Raw genomic sequence first — 18,962 nt, 5'->3', positions numbered from 1 at the left:
ATGGCATCCACTGACCCAAATCATTCACTCAGGCCGCATTCCGATCGCCTCCGCGAGCTTGCCGCTTTGATTCATCCCGGCCGGTTTGCCGGCCATCTTGATGGGCTCGTGTCGGCCGCCACAGTGCTGCAGCTGCAGAAGACTCCGAGACTGCAGCAGAGACTGGTCGAATTGCTATTGGGCAGTGAGCTGGTCTCGAACGGAACCGACTGGGGTAGGGACGTTCTGCTCGGGCATGATCCGCGTCGGGCGGCCCTGCTCGCCGGCAGTATCTGGCATGCCCGTTCGGTGCTCAAGCTTGTGTCAAAGCACGATGTAGCGATTCTGATCGAGAATATTGGTGCGGAAGCTCATGCTTTCGCAATCCGACACTTATCCAGCGCCGTCGCAACCACATCGATTGACGATCCGCAGAAGCTCGCGAGCCAGATTGAACACGACGGATGTGCCTGCCTTGGTGCTTGGCTCAAGGACGCATCAGAGCTTGACCGTGTGCGCGTTCTTTTCCGCTTACCTGTGGGGACCACCGCCGAATCCCCAGCAGCCGAACACCACAATTCAGCGGGTCAGTTACTGTCTTTGGTGGTGGCCCACTTGGCCACGGAGGAGCCCGCGGCATGACGGCCAACGAAACAGTCTTGCCAGATAGCCCGCGGATACGGCCGCTTGGTCCGCTCATACCAGCCGCGGAACTTGGTATCTGGTACGATGCGGTGCAGACGCGCGCGCTAGCCGAGCGATATCTGCGGCAGGTTCGCAGTTGGGCAAGGAAAGCCTATCAGCAGGAGCGGGAGCGCGGCCATTGCGAAGGTCTTAGGTCAGGCTCGGACGAAATGGCACAGCTGATCGCCCGAGCTGCTTCCGATGTGGCCCGTCGAAAAGCCGTTCTGCAACAGGAGTTGCCACAGCTCGTGATTGAGATATTGACCGATTTGTTGGGCTCCTTTGATCCGGGTGAGATGTTGGTAAGGACCGTTCGTCACGCCATCGAGCAAAGATATGGCAGCGCAGAAGTATGCCTACACGTGTCTCCTTTGAATGCTGATGCACTAAGGCATGAATTCGTGGCATTCGATGGAACGGATGGTCGGCCGAAAGTCAGAATTGATCCGGACCCGGCCGTGGGGCCTGACCAATGCGTTCTGTGGAGTGAGTTCGGCAGTGTCGATTTAGGACTTGCCGCGCAGCTCCGCACATTGCGTCTCAGCCTTAATCCATCTTCTCAGGAAAGCGATCTGTGACGACGCAACGATCAGGCCATGATCAATCGGCCGGCGAAGGAGATGTGCATGCGGCGATAGCATCTCTAAGATTAGCAGCAAAGGATGTCGATACGCGTGCCGTGCGGGGGCGGATCACGCGTGCGATCGGCACCTTGCTCCATGCCGTATTGCCGGGGGCCCGTGTTGGAGAACTTTGCCTGTTGCAGGATCACGCTTCCGGATGGTCACTTGAAGCGGAAGTCATCGGTTTGCTGCCGGACGGGGTGTTGCTGACGCCCATTGGCGATCTGGTAGGCTTGTCCCACCGGGCTGAAGTGCTCCCGACCGGGCGCATGCAGGAGGTGTCAGTCGGGCCCGACCTGCTCGGCCGCGTGATCGATAGCTTCGGGCGTCCACTCGATGGCAAGGGGCCGATAAAGACGGTCCACACGTGTCCGCTCCGCGGCAAGGCGCCCAACCCGATGAGGCGGCGTGGCATCGAGCAGCCGTTTCCGCTCGGCGTTCGCGTGCTGGATGGACTTCTGACGTGTGGCGAAGGTCAGAGGATCGGAATCTATGGAGATGCCGGTTGCGGTAAGTCGACGCTGATGTCGCAAATTGTAAAAGGCGCGGCCGCAGACGTCACCGTGGTTGCGCTCATAGGAGAGCGTGGACGCGAGGTGCGTGAATTCATCGAACGTCATATTGGAGATGCCCTCGCTCGCACGATCGTTGTCGTTGAGACATCCGATCGATCGGCAATGGAGCGGGCGCAATGCGCTCATGTGGCGACCGCACTCGCCGAGTATTTTCGTGATCAAGGGTTGCAGGTCGTTCTGATGATGGATTCGCTGACGCGCTTTAGCCGTGCGATGCGCGAAATCGGCCTTGCCGCAGGAGAACCTCCTACCCGGCGCGGCTTTCCTCCTTCCGTCTTTGCGCTGCTGCCTGGTCTGTTGGAGCGTGCCGGTATGGGCGAGCGGGGCTCGATCACGGCATTCTATACCGTGCTTGTCGAAGGTGACGGCACGGGCGATCCGATCGCCGAGGAGTCGCGCGGCATTCTCGATGGTCATATCATTCTTTCGCGCGCGCTGGCCTCGCGGGAGCATTTTCCCGCCATCGACGTGCTGTCGAGCCGAAGTCGTGTCATGGATGCGGTCGCCTCTGGTCCACATCGCAAAGCGGCATCCGTCTTCCGCGATCTGCTCTCGCGCTACAATGAGGCTGAGTTCCTGATTAAGGTCGGTGAATACAAGCCGGGCAGCGATCCACTGACTGATCGGGCAATCGATTCAATCGAGGAACTGCGCGCATTCTTGCGCCAGGGACAGGACGAGCCGTCTAGCTTTGAGGAGACCCTTTCATGGATGTCGCGTCTGACGGCCTGAATCTCGTGCAAGCGTCGAAATTGCGGCTGGTGAAAGACATGAGAGAGCGAAGCGCGCTTCGTGAATTGTCGAACATGGAAGCCAGGCGCCGAATTGCGGTCGAAGCGCTGCAGCGAGCGTCTGAGAATCTTGAAGGCGCGGAGAATCGTCGCGCCAAGGTCGAAGCTGAACTTTATCAGGAGCTGGCGTCGCTCAAGACGATGTCCGTGACCGAGCTCGATCGTCGCTTTCAACTCATCCTTGGGGGGCTGGCAGCACAGATCGAATCGGCACGCCAGGCGCGTGAGCAGGCGCGCGTCGCGCATGAGCAGGCTCAGCGGTCAGTGAATGAGGTGCGGACCATATGGGCCAAGCGCTCGGCGGCGAGCCAGAAATGGGAGGAGATTGAGGGCGATGTCCAGCGCACGACCGCTGTCCGTTCGGAGTGTGCAGCCGAAATCGATGCCGACGACGAGGTTTTGCTCCGATATCAGGGTGGTTCGCGCAGCCAAGCGGTCGGCGGCTCGAACTGATGGCTCGTTTATGACGTCGCGAGCTGCGCCCGTGGAACCTGTCGGTAAATGCCGTGGGTGAACCCGCACTATTTCAGCCAGCGGTAAAGTTGTCGCATGGCGTGGTCTCGTGGCTCAACGAGGTCGCAGCACCACGCACGGTTCTGCAGACCCGCCTTGGCGATAAGCCGCTATCGATCCGTATAAGCCGGCTTGTTTGGCAGGCCGAGCCATATGCCATGTCGATGCTCGACTGCGTATTTTGCGCCGGAGGCGAGACCGCTGTCTTGTCCTTGCCCCGCCCTCTCGTCGAGGCGCTGATTTCAATGGTCCAGTATGGCCTTACTTTACCTTCCGACCCAACCCGCTCGCTGCTTCTCGAACTTGCTCTGGAACCTTGGCTCGCTCGTTTAGAGATCATGCTCGAGCGGAATTTGCAGCTGATCCGCATCGAAGACGCGACGGCCAAAGACCCCTATTTGGAGCTCGACATTACTTTCGGACCGCTGGCGGCCGAGGCCCGCCTGTTCTTGTTCGCGCCACTTGACGGTCTGGTTCCGTCTGCGTTTCGTGTGTTAGGCGAGTTGATCGGCCAACTACCGCGAAACTTAGGCATGATTTCTTCGGAATTGCCGGTCGTGATTGCGAGAGAGATCGGCTCGCTGCGGGCGCCCGTCAGGCTTCTTCGTCAAGCACAGCCCGGCGACGCACTGCTGCCCGACGTCATTCCATTTGCCCATGGCCAGCTCATCCTCGCTGCGGACAAGTTGTGGGCGCCGGCGCAGGTCGCGGGCGACAGACTTATCCTTCGGGGACCATTCCGCCTGCAGTCCCATCCTCTAAGGTATGCAAATATGACGATACGATCCCAAGCGGAGCAAGCAATCCCGCCCTCGGAAGCCGACATCGACAGTGTTGAGATCACGCTTGTGTTCGAATGCGGCCGCTGGCCCATCCCGCTGGGTACGTTGAGAAGCATCAACGAGGGGCACGTGTTCGAGCTTGGCCGGCAGCTGGACGGTCCGGTCGACATTGTCGCCAACGGTCAATTGATCGGCCGCGGCGACATCGTACATGTCGGTGAAGCGTTGGGCATCCGGTTACGTAGCAGGTTGGCGGTCAATGGTTGACATTCAACCGAGCATCCTTGCGCTTGTTGCGGCGACCGTCGGCCTTGGCCTGTTGACGTTCGCAGTCGTCACAACGACGGCGTTCATCAAGGTTTCCGTCGTTCTCTTCCTGATCCGCAACGCGCTCGGCACTCAGTCGATACCACCGAACATCGTTCTGTATGGCGCTGCATTGATCCTTACCGTGTTCATAGATGCCCCGGTATTCGAGCAAACATACAACCGCGTGACCGATATGCAACTTCGTTACCAAACCACCGACGACTGGTTGACCGCCGCCAAGGAGGGCAGCGAGCCGCTACGCGCCCACCTCAAGAAGTTCACCACTGAGGAGCAGCGCACGTTCTTCCTGTCGTCGACAGAACATATCTGGTCGGAGGAGATGCGCGGCAACGCAACAGCCGATGATTTTGCGATCCTGGTGCCGTCCTTTTTGATCTCCGAGCTTAAGCGTGCGTTTGAAATCGGTTTCCTTCTCTATCTTCCGTTCGTCACAATTGACCTGATTGTGACGACAATTCTGATGGCCATGGGCATGTCAATGGTGTCACCAACAATGATATCCGTTCCTTTCAAGCTTTTTCTGTTCGTCACAATCGACGGCTGGTCACGGCTCATGCACGGACTGGTCTTAAGCTACGCATCTCCGGGGAGTTGAGATGGACGAGGCCAGCATCCTCACCCACGTGAGCCGATCACTGGTCCTGTTCATGATCTGGGTTCTACCGCCGCTCCTGGCAGCCCTCGTGGCCGGTTTGGGTATCGGCATCGTGCAGGCAGCAACCCAGCTCCAGGATCAAACCTTGCCGCTTACCGTGAAGCTCCTCGTCGTCGTCGCCGTGCTCGTTCTGTTTGCTCCGGTGCTGAGCGCGCCGCTGATCGAGCAAGCCCAGCATATATTCACTGAGTTCCCCGCGCTCACAGCGAGGTATTAGTGCGCGGAACGCACGGCTGTCTAAGTGTTAGCTATAGCGCGCGTTTGTCTGGCTTGATTGTGAACCACAAAAGGGCGAGTTCGTCAGCTTATCGAAAGTTCGCCTCACTAGCATGCGACGGATAAATATCCGAACTGTCCTGTTCGGCTCCGTGAGCCTGCCGTATTCGGAGGGAGGTTGACCCCATTTGGAAGTTCTATCCATTCGATTTAGGTTTTGCTTCGACGTGACGGAATTACCTGCTGAGACCTGGTCCTCGATGCATTGCCTGGCGAGTTGTCGACGCAGTGAACGGGCGAACCGCATTGATTGCAAGCGGCCCCACGATTCTGGCGTTCTGGTGAATGAGCCTGCGAATGAAGGTGCCGCTCGAGACCGATCTCCATTGACTGCGAAATTGATGGAAGCTTTGAGGCCCTCAGATCTCCAAACCGCGCTGCGGCCGGTGAGAGCGCAAGAAGCGTGGCTTGTAGGCCGCGCAGCGGCGCGATTTCGCCCGTGCTTTCATCGAATGGTCATACCTCTGCGCCGGATGGCTGTAGCCATATGGATGGTTGAAGCCGAAGTCATCTGCCTTGTGGGAGGCCTGTCGCTCTGCAACCGCTGGGACACGAGATCTGCAGAGTTCTTGACGTCTCACATCACGGCGACGTGAGTGCGACGGTTGCATTGGCTGAAGGAACGACGAGCTGAGCTCAAATGGATGCCTTGTCACCCACCGAAACGCAAACTCTGATTCAGACTGCTGTCGAGTTCGTCGTTGCGGCCGGACTTGGCGCGGCCCGGGCCCTCGGCATTATGCTGGTTCTTCCGGTATTCACGCGACCGCACATTGGCGGGATTATCCGCGCAAGCGCGACGGTTGTGATTGGATTGCCTTGCTTGATGCAGATCAGGAACGGCTTGCAGACACTAGATCCGGGCACCCGTATGGTTGCGGTCTCGCTCCTCGGTTTGAAGGAGATATTTATCGGCCTGCTGTTCGGTTTTCTGCTTAGTATACCACTTTGGAGCATCCAGGCCGTTGGTGACATCATTGATACCCAGCGCGGCATCTCCAGCCAGGTGGACGATCCTGCCACACGCAGTCAAACCGCCCCGATGGGGCTCTTTCTCGGGACTGCCGCCGTTACGATCTTCGTTGTATCAGGAGGTCTGCAGACCATGGTCAGATGCCTCTATGGAAGTTATCTGATCTGGCCCGTGTATCGGCTGCTACCGCCCCTGACCCACCAAGGGGCAATGGAGTTTATCGGGCTTCTCGACCATGTCATGCATACGACCCTCGTGGTCGCCGGGCCCGTGCTGGCTCTGCTGCTTCTGATCGACGTATCCGTCATGCTGCTCGGGCGCTTTGCGCCGCAAATCAAGCTGAGCGATCTCTCTCCGACCATCAAGAATGCCGCCTTTGGCATCATTATGGTCAGCTACGCCGTCTTCCTGATCGAATATATGCAAGCAGAGATCATTCGGTTCAACGGCGTGCTGGAGTGGCTCGAGAAGTTCTTGAAATGAACGACACGAGCGAAGAGAAAAACCTTCCACCAAGTCACAAGAAGCTGAGGGACGCGCGTAAGAAAGGGCAGAGCCCGCGCAGCGCCGACTTTGTGACCGCGGCAAGCCTTTGCGCTGGTTTCAGCTGCCTGTGCTTCAGGGCGGGCCCGATCGAAGACGGATGGCGCGAAGCCGTGCGGCTCATCGACAAGCTGCAGGAACAGCCCTTCAACAGTGCGGCCCGGCAGGCGTTGGTCGGATTGATGGACCTTTCTATAACAGCCGCGGCTCCCATCCTAGGTGCGGCGGTTGTTGCGGCGATTCTAGCCGGTGTCTTGGCCGGCGGCGGGCTGACTATTTCGGTTGAGCCGCTTAAACCCAGCTTTGAAAAATTGGACCCCGTCAAAGGGCTGAAGCGGATTTTCTCCCAGCGGTCGGTTGTCGAGCTTGGAAAGTCTATCGTCAAAGTGTTGGTTCTTGGCGCTACGTTCGTTTTCACTGTGCTCGCAAGTTGGAGGGCACTGGTATACTTGCCCGTGTGCGATTTGAGCTGCTTTGGTTTTGTCTTTAAAGAGCTCAAAGTGCTGATCGCGATTGCTGCCGGCGCTCTTCTGATTGGCGGCTTGGCCGATCTGCTCATTCAGCGTTGGTTGTTCTTGCGCGACATGCGCATGACGCAGAGCGAAGCCAAGCGCGAGTCCAAGGAACAGGATGGTAATCCGCAGATCAAGGGTGAACACCGCAGGCTCCGCCGGGAGTCGGCGAACGAGTCTCCGCTCGGCATCCATCGGGCGACAGTGATACTGACGGGGCGAGCGACATTGATTGGGCTGCGCTACGTTCGGGGCGAGACCGGCGTCCCGGTACTGGTGTGCCGCGGCGAGGGCGAGACGGCTTCACAGTTACTGGCGAAGGCGCGCGCCCAACGTCTGAGCATTGTCGAGGATCATGTGTTGGCGCGTCAGCTGATCCGAAAAGGTGCGATGGGCAAGGCCGTTCCGATGGAGTGTTTCGAGAGGGTTGCGAAGGCAGTCTTTGCCGCCGGCCTAGTTTAGCGTCGCGCAAAACAGCGATGCGCTCAAATCTCTGGTCAACGACCTAACTGTCCCAGAACCTGATCTGCAAGCTGCACGATCCCAAGAAAAGGACGAGCAAAGATTGGATTCCAGGAGGCTCGTCGCCGATTCCAAGACTGATATGGACAAGAATGGCCAACCGACGTTCATGCTGCTCGGGTCTTACGAGCCGCCTATTGGGTTTCTGGCGCAACCCTGTTATGCGTTTCATCCGCCAAATTGCTCCTGTTGCCCGCCGACGTGGCCCCACGCGCGGTGATGGGAAGCACTGCACGATCACCACTGGTCGGCATGACAGCGCCATTGCCTAACAAGTCGCCAGGTTCATTGACCATGACCGCAAGATTATGCCGGACTGAGCAGCCAAGGGTTGGATTGAACGAATTGTCGTTCACTGTAGGACCGACGATGGAGAGCGAGGGGCAGAGCGGAGGATGGGCTTCGAAAGTGATCGCTTCGATCCTCACCCCGGAACGAGCCGGAAAATCCACACGAGAAGCGGACAGGCGGATGTTGTAGGTGGCAACGCCCATTGCGCGAGCCTCGTGGGCCACCTGTGCAATGAGTCTAGGTGGGCCGATGACGCCCACATGGAGGGCATCCAGCCGGCCGCGACTGGTCGCTGCAATGAAGCTTCGCAACCGATGCCGTTCGGGGCCACGAAGGCTCTGCAGGAACAGCACGCTACTCTTCTGCTCGACCTGGATCTCTTGGTCAGCCGGCGCGGGCTGGATCGAAGCAGTAATTGCGCAGCCCCCCAATGTTGCTCCAATAACGATCGGGTAGCACAGATGTCGCAAAGTCATTTGGCGAACCTCATTCGATAATAAAGCCGGCGCTGCCGGTCAATCCTGGTGCGCTGGCGCGAGGCGCATCGCGCTCTTGCGGCGGCCGGGCCACCGTGTTCGTCAAAATCCGCCCCGCGTCTGAGGGCGGTGAGATGCGGTCGCTCGGCGCACTCATCCGGTTCGGATTCGGTCCGGGCCGCACGATGTAGGGCGTGACAATAATGACCAGCTCGGTTTCACGTTTTTGAAACGATGAGGAGCGAAAAAGCGCGCCCAGGATCGGCACATCGCCGAGCCAGGGAAACTCGCCGATATCAGTGTTGAAGTTGCGCCTGATGAGGCCGCCGATCGCAAAGCTCTGACCGCTGGCGAGCTCGACCACGGTGCTCGCCCGCCGAGTCGAGAGGGCAGGGACCGCCATGCCATTTATTTTGACTTCGCCTTCGCTCGACAATTCGCTGACTTCGGGCTTCACACGGACATTGATCTGATTATTGTTGAGAACCGTCGGAACGAACTCGAGGCTCACGCCGAACTGGCGAAATTGGACGGAAACCTGCCGGTTGTCCTGCATCACCGGAATGGGGAATTCGCCGCCGGCGAGGAAGCTTGCGGCTTCGCCGGACATGGCCGTTAGATTCGGCTCAGCCAGGATTGAGGCGAGGTGCTCGCTCGCGAGAGCGTCGAGAACAGCGCTTAGGTTGGTATTGCCGGCGCTAAACCCAATCCCGATCGTGCCGCCGCCGCCGGCCGCGCCGGACCCGCCCCCTTTGCCGGTCACAAGGAAAGCGCCGTTTGGGCTCGAGGCCGTGAAGTTGATGTTGAGATCCTTGACGGCGCTGCGGGAGACTTCTGCCACCCGTACGCTGAGATTTACCTGCAATGAGCCGGCGACCTGGATCTTGTTGACCACCAGCGCGCCCGCGCCAAGAAACTGCTCAGTGACCTTCCTGGCGGTCTCGACCACATCGGCATTAGGCGCAGTACCGCTAAGGATCGCGCCGCGCGGGGTATAGCTGACCTGAATTGGATAGTCCCCGACCTCGGCCTTAAGCGCGGCCCGCAGATCCTCGATCGGTTGAGTGACGACAACACGCAGCTCGGCGAGAGCCTCTCCGTTGTCGTTCAGGGCAAACAGGCTCGTCCGTCCGGCCTTTTTGCCAAACACGAAAATCGTGGTGTTCGATGGCGCCTGATAATCCGCAATCGCCGGGTCGGCTATAAAAATGCTCGCAGCCGGCCCGGTCAGATGAACTGTCTTGCCCTGTGAGGAGGTAAGGTTGATCGTGCCCGTGGTGCTGCCAGGCGCCGCACGTGGCGGTTCCCCTTTGCCATCCCGCTTTGTCTGAGCTGTGACAGCAAGCGGAAATAGCACAGCGAGTGCGCACAGGACGTAGCAGAGGCGGGGAAAAGCGGCATAGTGCGAGCCGCTGGCGACCATCGGCGGCTCGCGGGCGTCATTGTTAACCACGTTCAAGGGAGTGCTGCTTTCGAGTTCGATCGGCTAGGCAGCCGATGCTACGCCGATGAGTTCGAGGGTGTAACCGACACCGCGCGCGGTCTTGATCCTCAGCGTTGCACCCGCTTGGCTCAAGTGCGTGCGTAAGCGATAAATCCCGACTTCCAGCGCATTGGTCGAGACCTCATCGTCAAATGCATACAAGCTATCTTCGAGGGATGCGCGCGGCACGGTACGGCCCGCGCGGTTGAGCAGATGTTCAAGAATGCACACTTCGCGGCGCGCAATTCTCAGCATTCGACCACCGATCGAGACTTGTCTCGCGATCGGATCGAAATGCAGATTCCCGAATGTCACAACAGGCGCCATCATTTGCGTTGACCGCCGCAAAATAGCTCGCATGCGGGCAATGAGTTCGTCGATAGACACGGGCTTGGGCAGAAAATCATCCGCGCCCGCATTGAAGATCGCAATCCGCCGGCTAAGATCATTGAGACTGCTCATCATCATAGCCGGCATTGATCGTCCCTCGCGCCTCAACTGCTTCAGCCAGTCCAATCCGTCTCCATCGGGCAAAGCCGATTCGAGCAGGACCATGTGGTAGTTCGCGCAATCGAGCGCGACCGCCGCCTCATCCAGCGTGCGCGTCACGTCGAGGGCGAAGCCACATTTTAAGAGCGCTTCCTTCACGTCGCGGGCAAAGTCCGCATGATGATCAACCAGGAGAATTCGCATTCATTGCCTCTCGTCCATCCTCGGCAGGACTTGAGCGTGCCACGCTGACCATGAGATTCGGCGAAACCCAGAGGCTGCCGCTTTGGCGTGAGTTCGAAACGCCGTAAACGACACGCAAGACGTTGTTTTCAGGCGACCAATGTCTGCGCGTCCATCGTCATCGGATAGGTGGCGGCCTGCGGCGGATCGCCTGCGCGGGAGGACGCGTCTCAAAATCTCCCTCACGCCCGCAAGAGCTCTGCAATCTCTAAAGCTGAGAGTCCTGGCCGCGCGCTGATGCATCTGTAGGCCGAGCATAGCCGTGCCTGCATGCACTACACGAGCGCCTGCAGTAGCGATCGTGCCAACCCGCCCGAACGATACGAAAGCGCAGGCGAGAGCGGCTGTATTTGCCGCCGAACAGACTTGCGAAACCGACATTGGAAACTCCCCAAGTTCGTCTTGACCGCGGTCAGTCCTGCAAGGCTGTTGAGCCCGTAGTGTCGTCAAGTCACGACAACGCAAGTTTTCCGCGTTTGAAGACACTTCACGCGCTATGCATCGACCAATGGCTTGAAAAGGCCGAGATGCGCGACGAAACGCGACATCGGCGGGATAGACATCCTCTCGATAGCCGGTGATAGCCGAGCAAGACGTCAACTGTCCCGAAGTTCGGTCGCTCCGAAGACGTTCTCCGCCGCAGTCGAGCGAATGCTGCCAACGAACTACAAATTGAGTCCGGCGTTGCTGTCGCGCATTGTCTAAGGTGGTTACGCCGCCTCCCTTTCGTCAGACAGGGTGAACGGCGCAAGAATGATCTAATCTCGAGCTTGGACTCGGCCTGTGGTCGGCACAGGCGAAATAGCGATTGCCCGCGTTGTTCTCGTGCGCTGGATCCTGGTCTGGCTGCGAGGAGGGCGCTGCGTCCTGCGCTTACAGAGCAGATAAACGACGCAAACTCTGAAGGGGAGCAGTCGAGTAGTGCGACGAGGCGGATCGGTCGAGCATTGAGGTTTTGAGACGTTCGCAATTGTTGCTACCTGTCAGGAAGAGTTCACGCGAGCGGATTCTGTCGCGAGACTGTCGGAAATCCTACAATCTGACGCTGGGTGCGATTCAAGTGCCTATAAAGGCTCCTTGTAGCAGTGCGCTCAAACTCGGAATCGTTGTGAGGCAACGGCGACACAGTTCGGCCACGCCGTCGACCTGCGCGTGGCGGTCGGTCTCGCTCTGTCCAACGTCGTGAGCATTTGTCCGTCCAATTGAACGTGGCGCCAGAAACGCTTTGAAATGTCCGAAAAGGCGGTCGTTCTTACCACGCTTTGGGTAAGCCATGACTCCACTATCGGGCGATCCGATCCGCCTCATACGTGGCAATTTAGCGGGAAGACCGTGGCAAGGCGCGGGATGCGTCCAAGTGACGACAGGAGCTAAGGTCCGAGATGCAGACGGCCGATCGCGCGAGCCAAGTTGTTCGGCAAGGGACCGTGGAGAGAATCGATTGCCAGACGTCATCTTGAATGCGGCCTCCATACATTGCGATCGACTATGGGGCTTTTAGGCGTGCTCGGCAAAATCGATTGTTTTGATGGAACGCATCCAGGTGGCGGATCGGCCGTACTGCAACAACGCCGCTTGCTGCGCACGAGTGAATACCTGATACGATTGCGGCCAAAGGACCCGTTGGTTGACCGCGCGGTTAATGTCAGGCCGAGCTAGCTAAGGCGGGGAGCGTTCGGCGGCTTACCTCACCAAAGCCGCCGGCCAACCGTGGGGGCGGCTAACAAATTGATGCCGGGCGATGTCACAACGCATCCATGATGCCAGAATGCTTTAACGAGCGGGCAGGGGAGAGAGGATGGTCCGGCGTCCTCCCAACCGTCGGGGGTGTATCTTCCGTCGCAGCCCTCAACCGCTGTACCGCTCGATCGGCGAATTGATCGGGCCGTCGATCACGCGGCTAATATGCTCAAGCTGCTGTGCGTGAGGCGGAGCTGGTGCTACTCATTACTCTCGCGCTTGTAGGGGGTTGCTTCGCTAGCGGCCGGTAGCTTTCCAAATTGCCGCCCAGGAACAGGCGCTCGGTTTCTCGGGTTGGCGTTCTGCCCGGTGAGCACATCGAATCGACGTCCCCATCGATGTTGTCCTGATCTTCGGCATTCATTCCAAGCCCAATGCTACTCAGCACGTCGTCGAGGGTCCAGACAGTTGGCTTCGGTAGGGGATGCAGCGCGTCCGCATTGTTGGCGATCGCTCTCGCCCAAGGATCGCGAGAAACGGCGAGTTTTGCCGGATCCTCAACCAACGATACGAAGGGTGACGCTGTTGTCTTTGCCGCGCATATGCCAACCAGCTTGGCGCGCTGTCCAGAGGATCTCCAAGGGAAGAATGATCCCGAGCCGTGTTGCGGACATGCGATATCGCGCTCGTGTTTTCTTCCATGCGCGGCTTGCAATCATTGTCCTGATTCTGAAAACGCCGCAGTGTGACATATGACGACCCCACCACCTCGTCGAATAGGCGGTCCCGATCGACGGGAGCTGCGGTCGCCGATGACCAATGTGCTGCTTGCTGTTCGGCAAGGTCGATCTCGTTCCGAAGCGCTTCAAGAGTGGCACCTGTCAGTGTTGCGGCAAGCTGAGCGCGCGCGCTGACAAATGATGAGGCTGGATAGCGACTGGTTTCCGGGGCCACCTCGTTTGGCGCAGACGAGGACGTGGCAGTCGCGGAATTTGCCGCTAACGAGACTGAATCAGAGGTCGGGAAGACCGAATCTAAGTCGTCTAGATCCGAGTCATTCAGCTGCTGCTCAAAGCTTTCTTACTGGTGCGTCGGTCTGGGCGCTAAGCTCGTCCGGTTGCCAGTCGACGCTGGGCGCGTGCTGCAGCGCGTCGTGAACCTGAAAGGGAGTGTCTGCGGCATTCCGTGGATCGACATTCATATATATCTCTCTCTCTCCCTTCGAGTGCCGGCTGTCGGCGTAGATTGTTGCAGGTGCAGCTTTCGAGAAGCTGACGGACCAGGAAGGAAGCCATTTAGCTTTAGCCTTTGAGGATGCCGAATGGATCCAGTCATGAGGCGAGCGGTCAGCTGGACGGGATCGCGCAAAGCGACGGATCAACAGTCGGTGCCGCCTTGTACCTTTTGGTATTGCTGTTTCGACCAGGCCGGGATCGGGTGCCTTGACTGAGCTTGATCCGACCGCCGCGTCAGGTTCGCTCCACCACCTGATTGCGGACACGTCGTCTATGGCAGACAGTCCTTGCACAGCTATCAAGATGGACAAGCTGGCGCATGCGGCCGGTCGAAGTGTTCTTTCGTAGATCGTCTACTTTATGCAGATGTGAGAATTGCATGGCTTTCGGTCGTTGGGCCTGCAATGGAGGAGGAGCGCGACCGGTTGCCGTTTTGTGTTTTCCAAGCGGTCAACGCTCGATCAGATAGTTCTAGTCGACGTCGCGCGAGGCTAAGCCACTTCCGCAAACCTGCCATACGAGGTTGTGATGTCGGAATAGCCATCACAACTACTTGCGCTTGGTTGCGACAGGATGTTTTTGTCGCAGGCGAGAGCGCGCTTGATGTGTGGAATCAGCCAAGCGGTTTGCGAGCACGACGTCTTGAAAAACGAGATCTGTGGTATTTAATCGAGGGAGAAGAGCATATGAAGTTTACTGGCATAGGACTGACGATCCTGTTGTCCTTGCTTTCGGCCGCGAGCGCGAGCGCGCTGGCGAGAGCCGACGAGCCCTCGCCGAAATACACCGAGGTGCTCAATGCCCTGCAGGCCGGGAAGAATGTGAAGCTCATACTAGACATGAGCCGCTGTACCACCGCGGAGGCTGGCAAGCCTTCGTCGGCGACGCAGGCCGGTCTGGTCATCAATGCCTTCAGGGTGACCGCCCAGAACGGCATCAGCTTCGCCAATGCGCACCAAACGGTCGACAGCTCCGGACATGCCGTGACCGAGTACATCCGCCATAGCCTCAGCCGCGAAGGCAAGCTGACGGTGCGAGCCTCGAAGCTCGTCGTCGGGACCACCGAACTCGTGAACCAGGGCGAATTTATCTGCGAACTGCCGGATGGCGCAAAGTTCATCTGGTAACGAAGAGCACAGGGCAGGGGGATGCCCTTCGAAGACTTGATCCTTTAATCGTGTGGACATCTTCCCAAGCCATGGCACGGATCGCTTCGATCGTCAGGAACGGCCAGAGTGTTTCTGGCCGTCTTTTCGTCGGGGGAGGCATCGAGTTGCACGAACTTGCTGCAGTTCGATCAAAATAACTTATGAGGGCCGTCGATCTCGATTCGATCTCAGTGATTGGAAGATCGGCGGTTCAGGCTATCGTGTGTGAGTTGGAGCCAAGGCCTCTCCGGTTGAGCGCTCCAGATTGGCTCGCCAAGGTACGTCCGCACGCTGTCCGCCGTCCTTGTGAGGGCATTGTTTCCAACCCGATCAAGCGGCGCCCGCGATGATGACGCGCGACCCTTGCCCACCCCACGATGCGCTCGTATCTTGCATCCCGCGTCTTTTGGGGTCCTTTCACCGGAAACTTCCGTGCTGCCGAATGCGGCCATAACGTGATTGAACCATCCCGCTTTAGATCATGCTGGGCCTCGCCGCTGTGGGGTTTGCTCGCCGCTTAAACTGTCTTTCGGACGCAATTCTAATTTCTCTGAAAGCAAACGATCCGACGTGGTTTCGGGAGCTTGAGCAGCTGCCCGAGGTGAGGACGAGCACCTCGTTCAGCCAAATTGCGGCCGATGGAAGAGAAGAACGCGGCCACCGGGTAGGCTTTCGGCCGTGTAAGGCTGACCGTGGATCAGAAAACGGGTCATTGGGACCTCCTGGCTCGGCAGAAGACCCAGGTTTTGGAGCATGTCGATCACGACAGGCGAAGCCTCTTGGGGGCCGTGCCTCCAGTCGTTGCCGAACAACTCTCCGAGTTCAGGCACTTGCGGGGACGGCTGATGGCCCGATCCCGGTGCGGCAGACGGCAGTGGAATGTTTGGCGCCAGCGCCAAAGGAGCGTCCTTTCGCAATTCGAACGAGGAGAGCGGACTAAACCCAGGTGCAAGGCCGCCGTAGGCATGCGGGGCAGCCGTCGGCGTTACAAGCGCAGCTTCACCCGGCAAAGCGAGCCTTGGGTGATGAATGAGTTGAACGTCGTTGGATCCTCTCGGTCCCAACACGGCCGTGTAGCGATCGCCGCCAATCTCATAGTTCATGACCGGATGTTCTCCATTAGGCAAGAAGTCCCACTTGCCCAACGTGGAAAGCAACATTTCGGGGGCCAACTGGGTGCCATGCGAAAAATCCTTGGGCACGGCGAACGAAACATCAAACGTATCGCCGATAGCAGGAGACCGCAGATGGATGAGCTGAACATCATTGCGCCCACGCGGTCCTAGCACGGCCGTATAGCGTTCACCGTGAATGTCGTAGGTCTTTACCCGCTGTGCCGCATCTGGCAACAGACCCCAGCGGCTGAGCCTGGAGCGCATCATATCCGGCGCGGCCTGGGTGCCATGGGAGAAATCCTCGGGAACGGCCAAAGAGGCATCAAAGCTCTCGCCGGCTGCGGCGGACATCGTATCAAGTGTTGCCGGGGTCGCACCATCTTGATGCATCATCCTCCCAAAGTCTTCTTCAGAGTCGGGATTCTGCGACCGTGAGCTGGGCTGCCAGATCACGGCATGGGGGGGCGACCCCATTGCCGTCCATAACTTGGATGTATCCAGATCGACAGCAGGCGCAGACCCGTCTCGATCCGCGGCATCGAAAAGCTCTTCCTGGACGACACTTTGCACGGGCGAGTGGGTCACTGAACTCGTGGTTGGCCAAAGCACCGGTGCATTGAAGGGCACGGCTGGCAGTAGGCGCTCGCGATCCGCCGCATCGAAAAGCTCTTCCTGAGCGACACTTTGCACGGGTGAGTGGGTGACTGAACGCGTGGTTGGCCAAAGCGCTGGTCCATCGAAGGATGTCGCTGGCATCAGGCCCTCGCGATCCGCGGCATCGAAAAGCGCTTCCTGAGCAAAACTCTGCACGGGCGAGGGGGCGGCGGCACGCATTCCCCGCCAAACTACCGGCGCATCGAAGCTGGCACGTGGAGGCACTTCGCTTCGGCGCACAGCGTCGAAAAGCACATCCTGGGCGACACATTGCACGGGAGAATGAAGGGTTAAACCCGTTCCCTCCCAAACCTGGGTAGCATTGAAACCGTGGACCGGCAATGAGCCGCCTTGGTCCGCAGCGTTCCCCAAAGGCTGCTCATGATCGAAAAGCTGTACGGGCAAATCGGCGTCCGGCTGTATTGGCTGGCGCGAGTTGCCTCCGTCAGCCCCCGAATTGTCCTGCCCGGCGATCCGGCGGTAGTCACTCAGCCTGTTCAACGAGTAGATGAGTTTCTTGTCCTTCGGAAACAAAGCGTCGGCATGGCCGAGCAGCGCTTTGTGACTGAGCTTAGCAATTGACAAAGGTCGCAGTGCTGCCGCTAGCTTCCGAAGACTGCTAGCATAATTTGCGGCGGTTTTTGCATCGAGTGCTCGACCAAAGCCCGCCTCGGCGGCCTTTCTGATGAGGCTCGCGTCTTCCTTGGACGGACGATAATGTGTTGTGGGGGCCGGAGCGGTGTCGCTGGGCTCACGGTACCTACTAACCATTGACAATGCAGGGGCGATGACCTTGTCTTTTGGCAGTAGCTTCTTGGAGCGGTCAAGCAACGTATCGTCATCGAGCTCAGCAATCGACTGACCAGACTGCTTCTTCAGCGCCTCAGCCAATTTCCGAAGCCGACGGTCGTAAATTTCGATGGTGGTCGCATTCGGCGGTGGCCCTCGGTCAAGGGCAGCACCAGACGCTGCTTGGATGAGGCGATCGTCTTCTTCAGTGATGTCATAAAGATCGCTATGGGAATATATCGGGCCGAGCTGTCGCACCTCTCCCAAGTGTTGCTCAAACACCGCTTGCGGTTGTTGCGGCTGCTCCACGGTGGTATCTGACGCAGCGGAATCTTTATCGGCTGGGTTGATCGCGTTGTATCGGTCCATGGTGCAGTCCACTGGCGTCGCTTCCTCGTTCTTTCGCTACTCACGTTAGCTTTCCAAAACCTGACGTGGCCGGGCGGAAAGATAGAATGAATGATGGCGGGCAAGTGGCTTTTCCAACCTGACGACAAGTGCGGCGAATTTAAAGACGGTACAGCTTTCGGCTGAAACTCGGATTGTCCAAGTGCAGTACGCGGCCAGCCCCCCGGCCAGTCGGACCGGAGTGTTATAGATGGCGCGAACGCTGCTTTCGATTTTTCCGAGCATCGGAAAAGACAACTGCGGAGCCTCTACCCTCAGCCTTTTGTCCCTAACTTTCTGTATGGATTCGATGCGCTAGCGGTCCGATAGTCAGCTAGACTTCAGCCCAGAAACAGTACCTCGCGCTCCTCAGTTGGGGTATCGCTCACCCAAGCCAGATTGGGTTCATCATTCTCGTGCCCGTCCTCAACAATACTGACGATCTCTTCGGCCGTCCAAGTGGTGGACCCTCGGCACCGTGTAGCTGTGCAGCTCATTCGCGTTTCCGCGATTGCTTTGGCGCCATACTCGTTGCCGTCGTCCGGCGAAAGGAGCAGTTGTGAGGCCTCCTCGGACAGTGATACAAATATCGCCCCTCATGTGCTCTGCCCCTGCGCGACCCAGATCAAGTCGTTGGCATCCCAGATATTCCAGGGGGCGGCGCGCGTAACGCAAAGCCGCCATGGAACGCAAATGGGCCATCGCGCTTTTACGGTCCAACCCATGTGGCTTGCAATGGCTGGCGTGGTCTTGAAAGCGCTGCAGCTCCGCGTACGAAGATGCCACCACGTCGTCGTAGAGGCGGCCACTATCGACGCCGTCGGCTGACGGCCCAGTCGCTCTTGACCATTGTGCTGATCCTTGCGCAGCGAGTTCGATTTCTCTTCTGAGTTCCGCAATATTCGCGCAGGTCAGCGTTGCGGCACCTGAGCGCGCGTTCTCACAAAGGATGCAGCTGCGCGCCGTTCGTTCTCCTGGATAGCCTGCGCTCTCTTATTGCCATCCGTTGCAGTCCGGGTCGATCCAGCCCCGGGGTGAAGCTGATGTTGGGAGGATTGGCTGTGGTTCTCTAAGCCGCTGCGCTGCTTGCGCTGTCTCCTGTCGCGGCTCGACGTAATTCATCTGAGCCGCGCATGGGTTGACGTCGTCAAATGGGTCCATTCCCGTCTCCCTTTGGTAGCCTCTGTCGATATCATTCAGACAAAGTTATCCGA

The 18,962-nt window shown here is 58.5% G+C and carries 14 protein-coding genes; 10 read left to right on the top strand and 4 right to left on the bottom strand.

The features are described 5' to 3' along the window. From GGD66_RS12310 to GGD66_RS12270, 9 genes are all read left to right on the top strand, one after another. Window positions 1-621, top strand: coding sequence for a nodulation protein NolU (locus GGD66_RS12310; protein ID WP_104461815.1), 621 nt, complete (start codon window positions 1-3; stop codon window positions 619-621). After that, on the top strand, window positions 618-1,241 hold the full coding sequence (gene sctL / locus GGD66_RS12305; RefSeq protein WP_183257902.1) for a type III secretion system stator protein SctL: 624 nt from the start codon (window positions 618-620) through the stop codon (window positions 1,239-1,241). The genes GGD66_RS12310 and sctL overlap by 4 nt, the downstream gene beginning before the upstream one ends. Next, entirely contained in the window at window positions 1,238-2,593 is a 1,356-nt protein-coding gene (gene sctN, locus GGD66_RS12300) for a type III secretion system ATPase SctN (protein ID WP_104461813.1), read from the top strand. The genes sctL and sctN overlap by 4 nt, the downstream gene beginning before the upstream one ends. After that, the gene (locus tag GGD66_RS12295) at window positions 2,569-3,105 is read left to right on the top strand and encodes a hypothetical protein (protein WP_183236309.1); all 537 of its coding nucleotides are present in this window, start codon (window positions 2,569-2,571) and stop codon (window positions 3,103-3,105) included. The genes sctN and GGD66_RS12295 overlap by 25 nt, the downstream gene beginning before the upstream one ends. Window positions 3,106-3,323: 218 nt before the next feature. Continuing rightward, complete coding sequence (sctQ, locus tag GGD66_RS12290; RefSeq protein WP_246788852.1) at window positions 3,324-4,214, top strand: type III secretion system cytoplasmic ring protein SctQ; 891 nt, start codon at window positions 3,324-3,326, stop codon at window positions 4,212-4,214. After that, window positions 4,207-4,872 carry a type III secretion system export apparatus subunit SctR gene (gene sctR, locus GGD66_RS12285; RefSeq protein ID WP_104461810.1) on the top strand — a complete coding sequence of 222 codons (666 nt, stop codon included), beginning with the start codon at window positions 4,207-4,209 and terminating at the stop codon, window positions 4,870-4,872. The genes sctQ and sctR overlap by 8 nt, the downstream gene beginning before the upstream one ends. Window position 4,873: 1 nt before the next feature. Further along, window positions 4,874-5,149, top strand: coding sequence for an EscS/YscS/HrcS family type III secretion system export apparatus protein (locus GGD66_RS12280; protein WP_050403016.1), 276 nt, complete (start codon window positions 4,874-4,876; stop codon window positions 5,147-5,149). A 699-nt stretch (window positions 5,150-5,848) separates the two neighbouring features. Then, the gene (gene sctT, locus GGD66_RS12275; RefSeq protein ID WP_091956606.1) at window positions 5,849-6,664 is read left to right on the top strand and encodes a type III secretion system export apparatus subunit SctT; all 816 of its coding nucleotides are present in this window, start codon (window positions 5,849-5,851) and stop codon (window positions 6,662-6,664) included. Further along, window positions 6,661-7,698, top strand: coding sequence for an EscU/YscU/HrcU family type III secretion system export apparatus switch protein (locus GGD66_RS12270; protein ID WP_183257900.1), 1,038 nt, complete (start codon window positions 6,661-6,663; stop codon window positions 7,696-7,698). Before sctT ends, GGD66_RS12270 begins: the two co-directional genes overlap by 4 nt. Window positions 7,699-7,892: 194 nt before the next feature. Here GGD66_RS12270 and GGD66_RS12265 read toward each other — a convergent pair whose 3' ends face one another. The 3 genes from GGD66_RS12265 to GGD66_RS12255 are packed head-to-tail and all read right to left on the bottom strand — an operon-like array spanning window position 7,893 to window position 10,701. Then, window positions 7,893-8,525: a CpaD family pilus assembly lipoprotein gene (locus GGD66_RS12265; RefSeq protein ID WP_183257899.1), complete on the bottom strand. Its 633-nt coding sequence runs from the start codon at window positions 8,523-8,525 to the stop codon at window positions 7,893-7,895. 10 nt (window positions 8,526-8,535) lie between these two features. Then, window positions 8,536-9,984 (bottom strand): type II and III secretion system protein family protein, encoded by a 1,449-nt coding sequence (locus GGD66_RS12260; protein ID WP_183257898.1) that lies wholly within the window; start codon window positions 9,982-9,984, stop codon window positions 8,536-8,538. Between the two features lie 27 nt (window positions 9,985-10,011). Next, window positions 10,012-10,701: a response regulator transcription factor gene (locus tag GGD66_RS12255; RefSeq protein ID WP_183236314.1), complete on the bottom strand. Its 690-nt coding sequence runs from the start codon at window positions 10,699-10,701 to the stop codon at window positions 10,012-10,014. 3,640 nt (window positions 10,702-14,341) lie between these two features. Between GGD66_RS12255 and GGD66_RS12250 the strand changes: the two genes are divergently transcribed. Further along, entirely contained in the window at window positions 14,342-14,782 is a 441-nt protein-coding gene (locus tag GGD66_RS12250) for a VirK family protein (RefSeq protein ID WP_183257897.1), read from the top strand. Between the two features lie 641 nt (window positions 14,783-15,423). On the opposite strand, the gene GGD66_RS12245 is transcribed toward GGD66_RS12250, so the two are convergent. Continuing rightward, window positions 15,424-17,730, bottom strand: a complete 2,307-nt coding sequence (locus tag GGD66_RS12245; RefSeq protein ID WP_183257896.1) for a hypothetical protein — start codon at window positions 17,728-17,730, stop codon at window positions 15,424-15,426. Window positions 17,731-18,962: the final 1,232 nt, after the last annotated feature.

The sequence above is a fragment of the Bradyrhizobium sp. CIR48 genome, from assembly GCF_014198315.1.
Taxonomy (GTDB): Bacteria; Pseudomonadota; Alphaproteobacteria; order Rhizobiales; family Xanthobacteraceae; genus Bradyrhizobium.
This window is presented reverse-complemented; position numbering and strand designations above follow the sequence as displayed.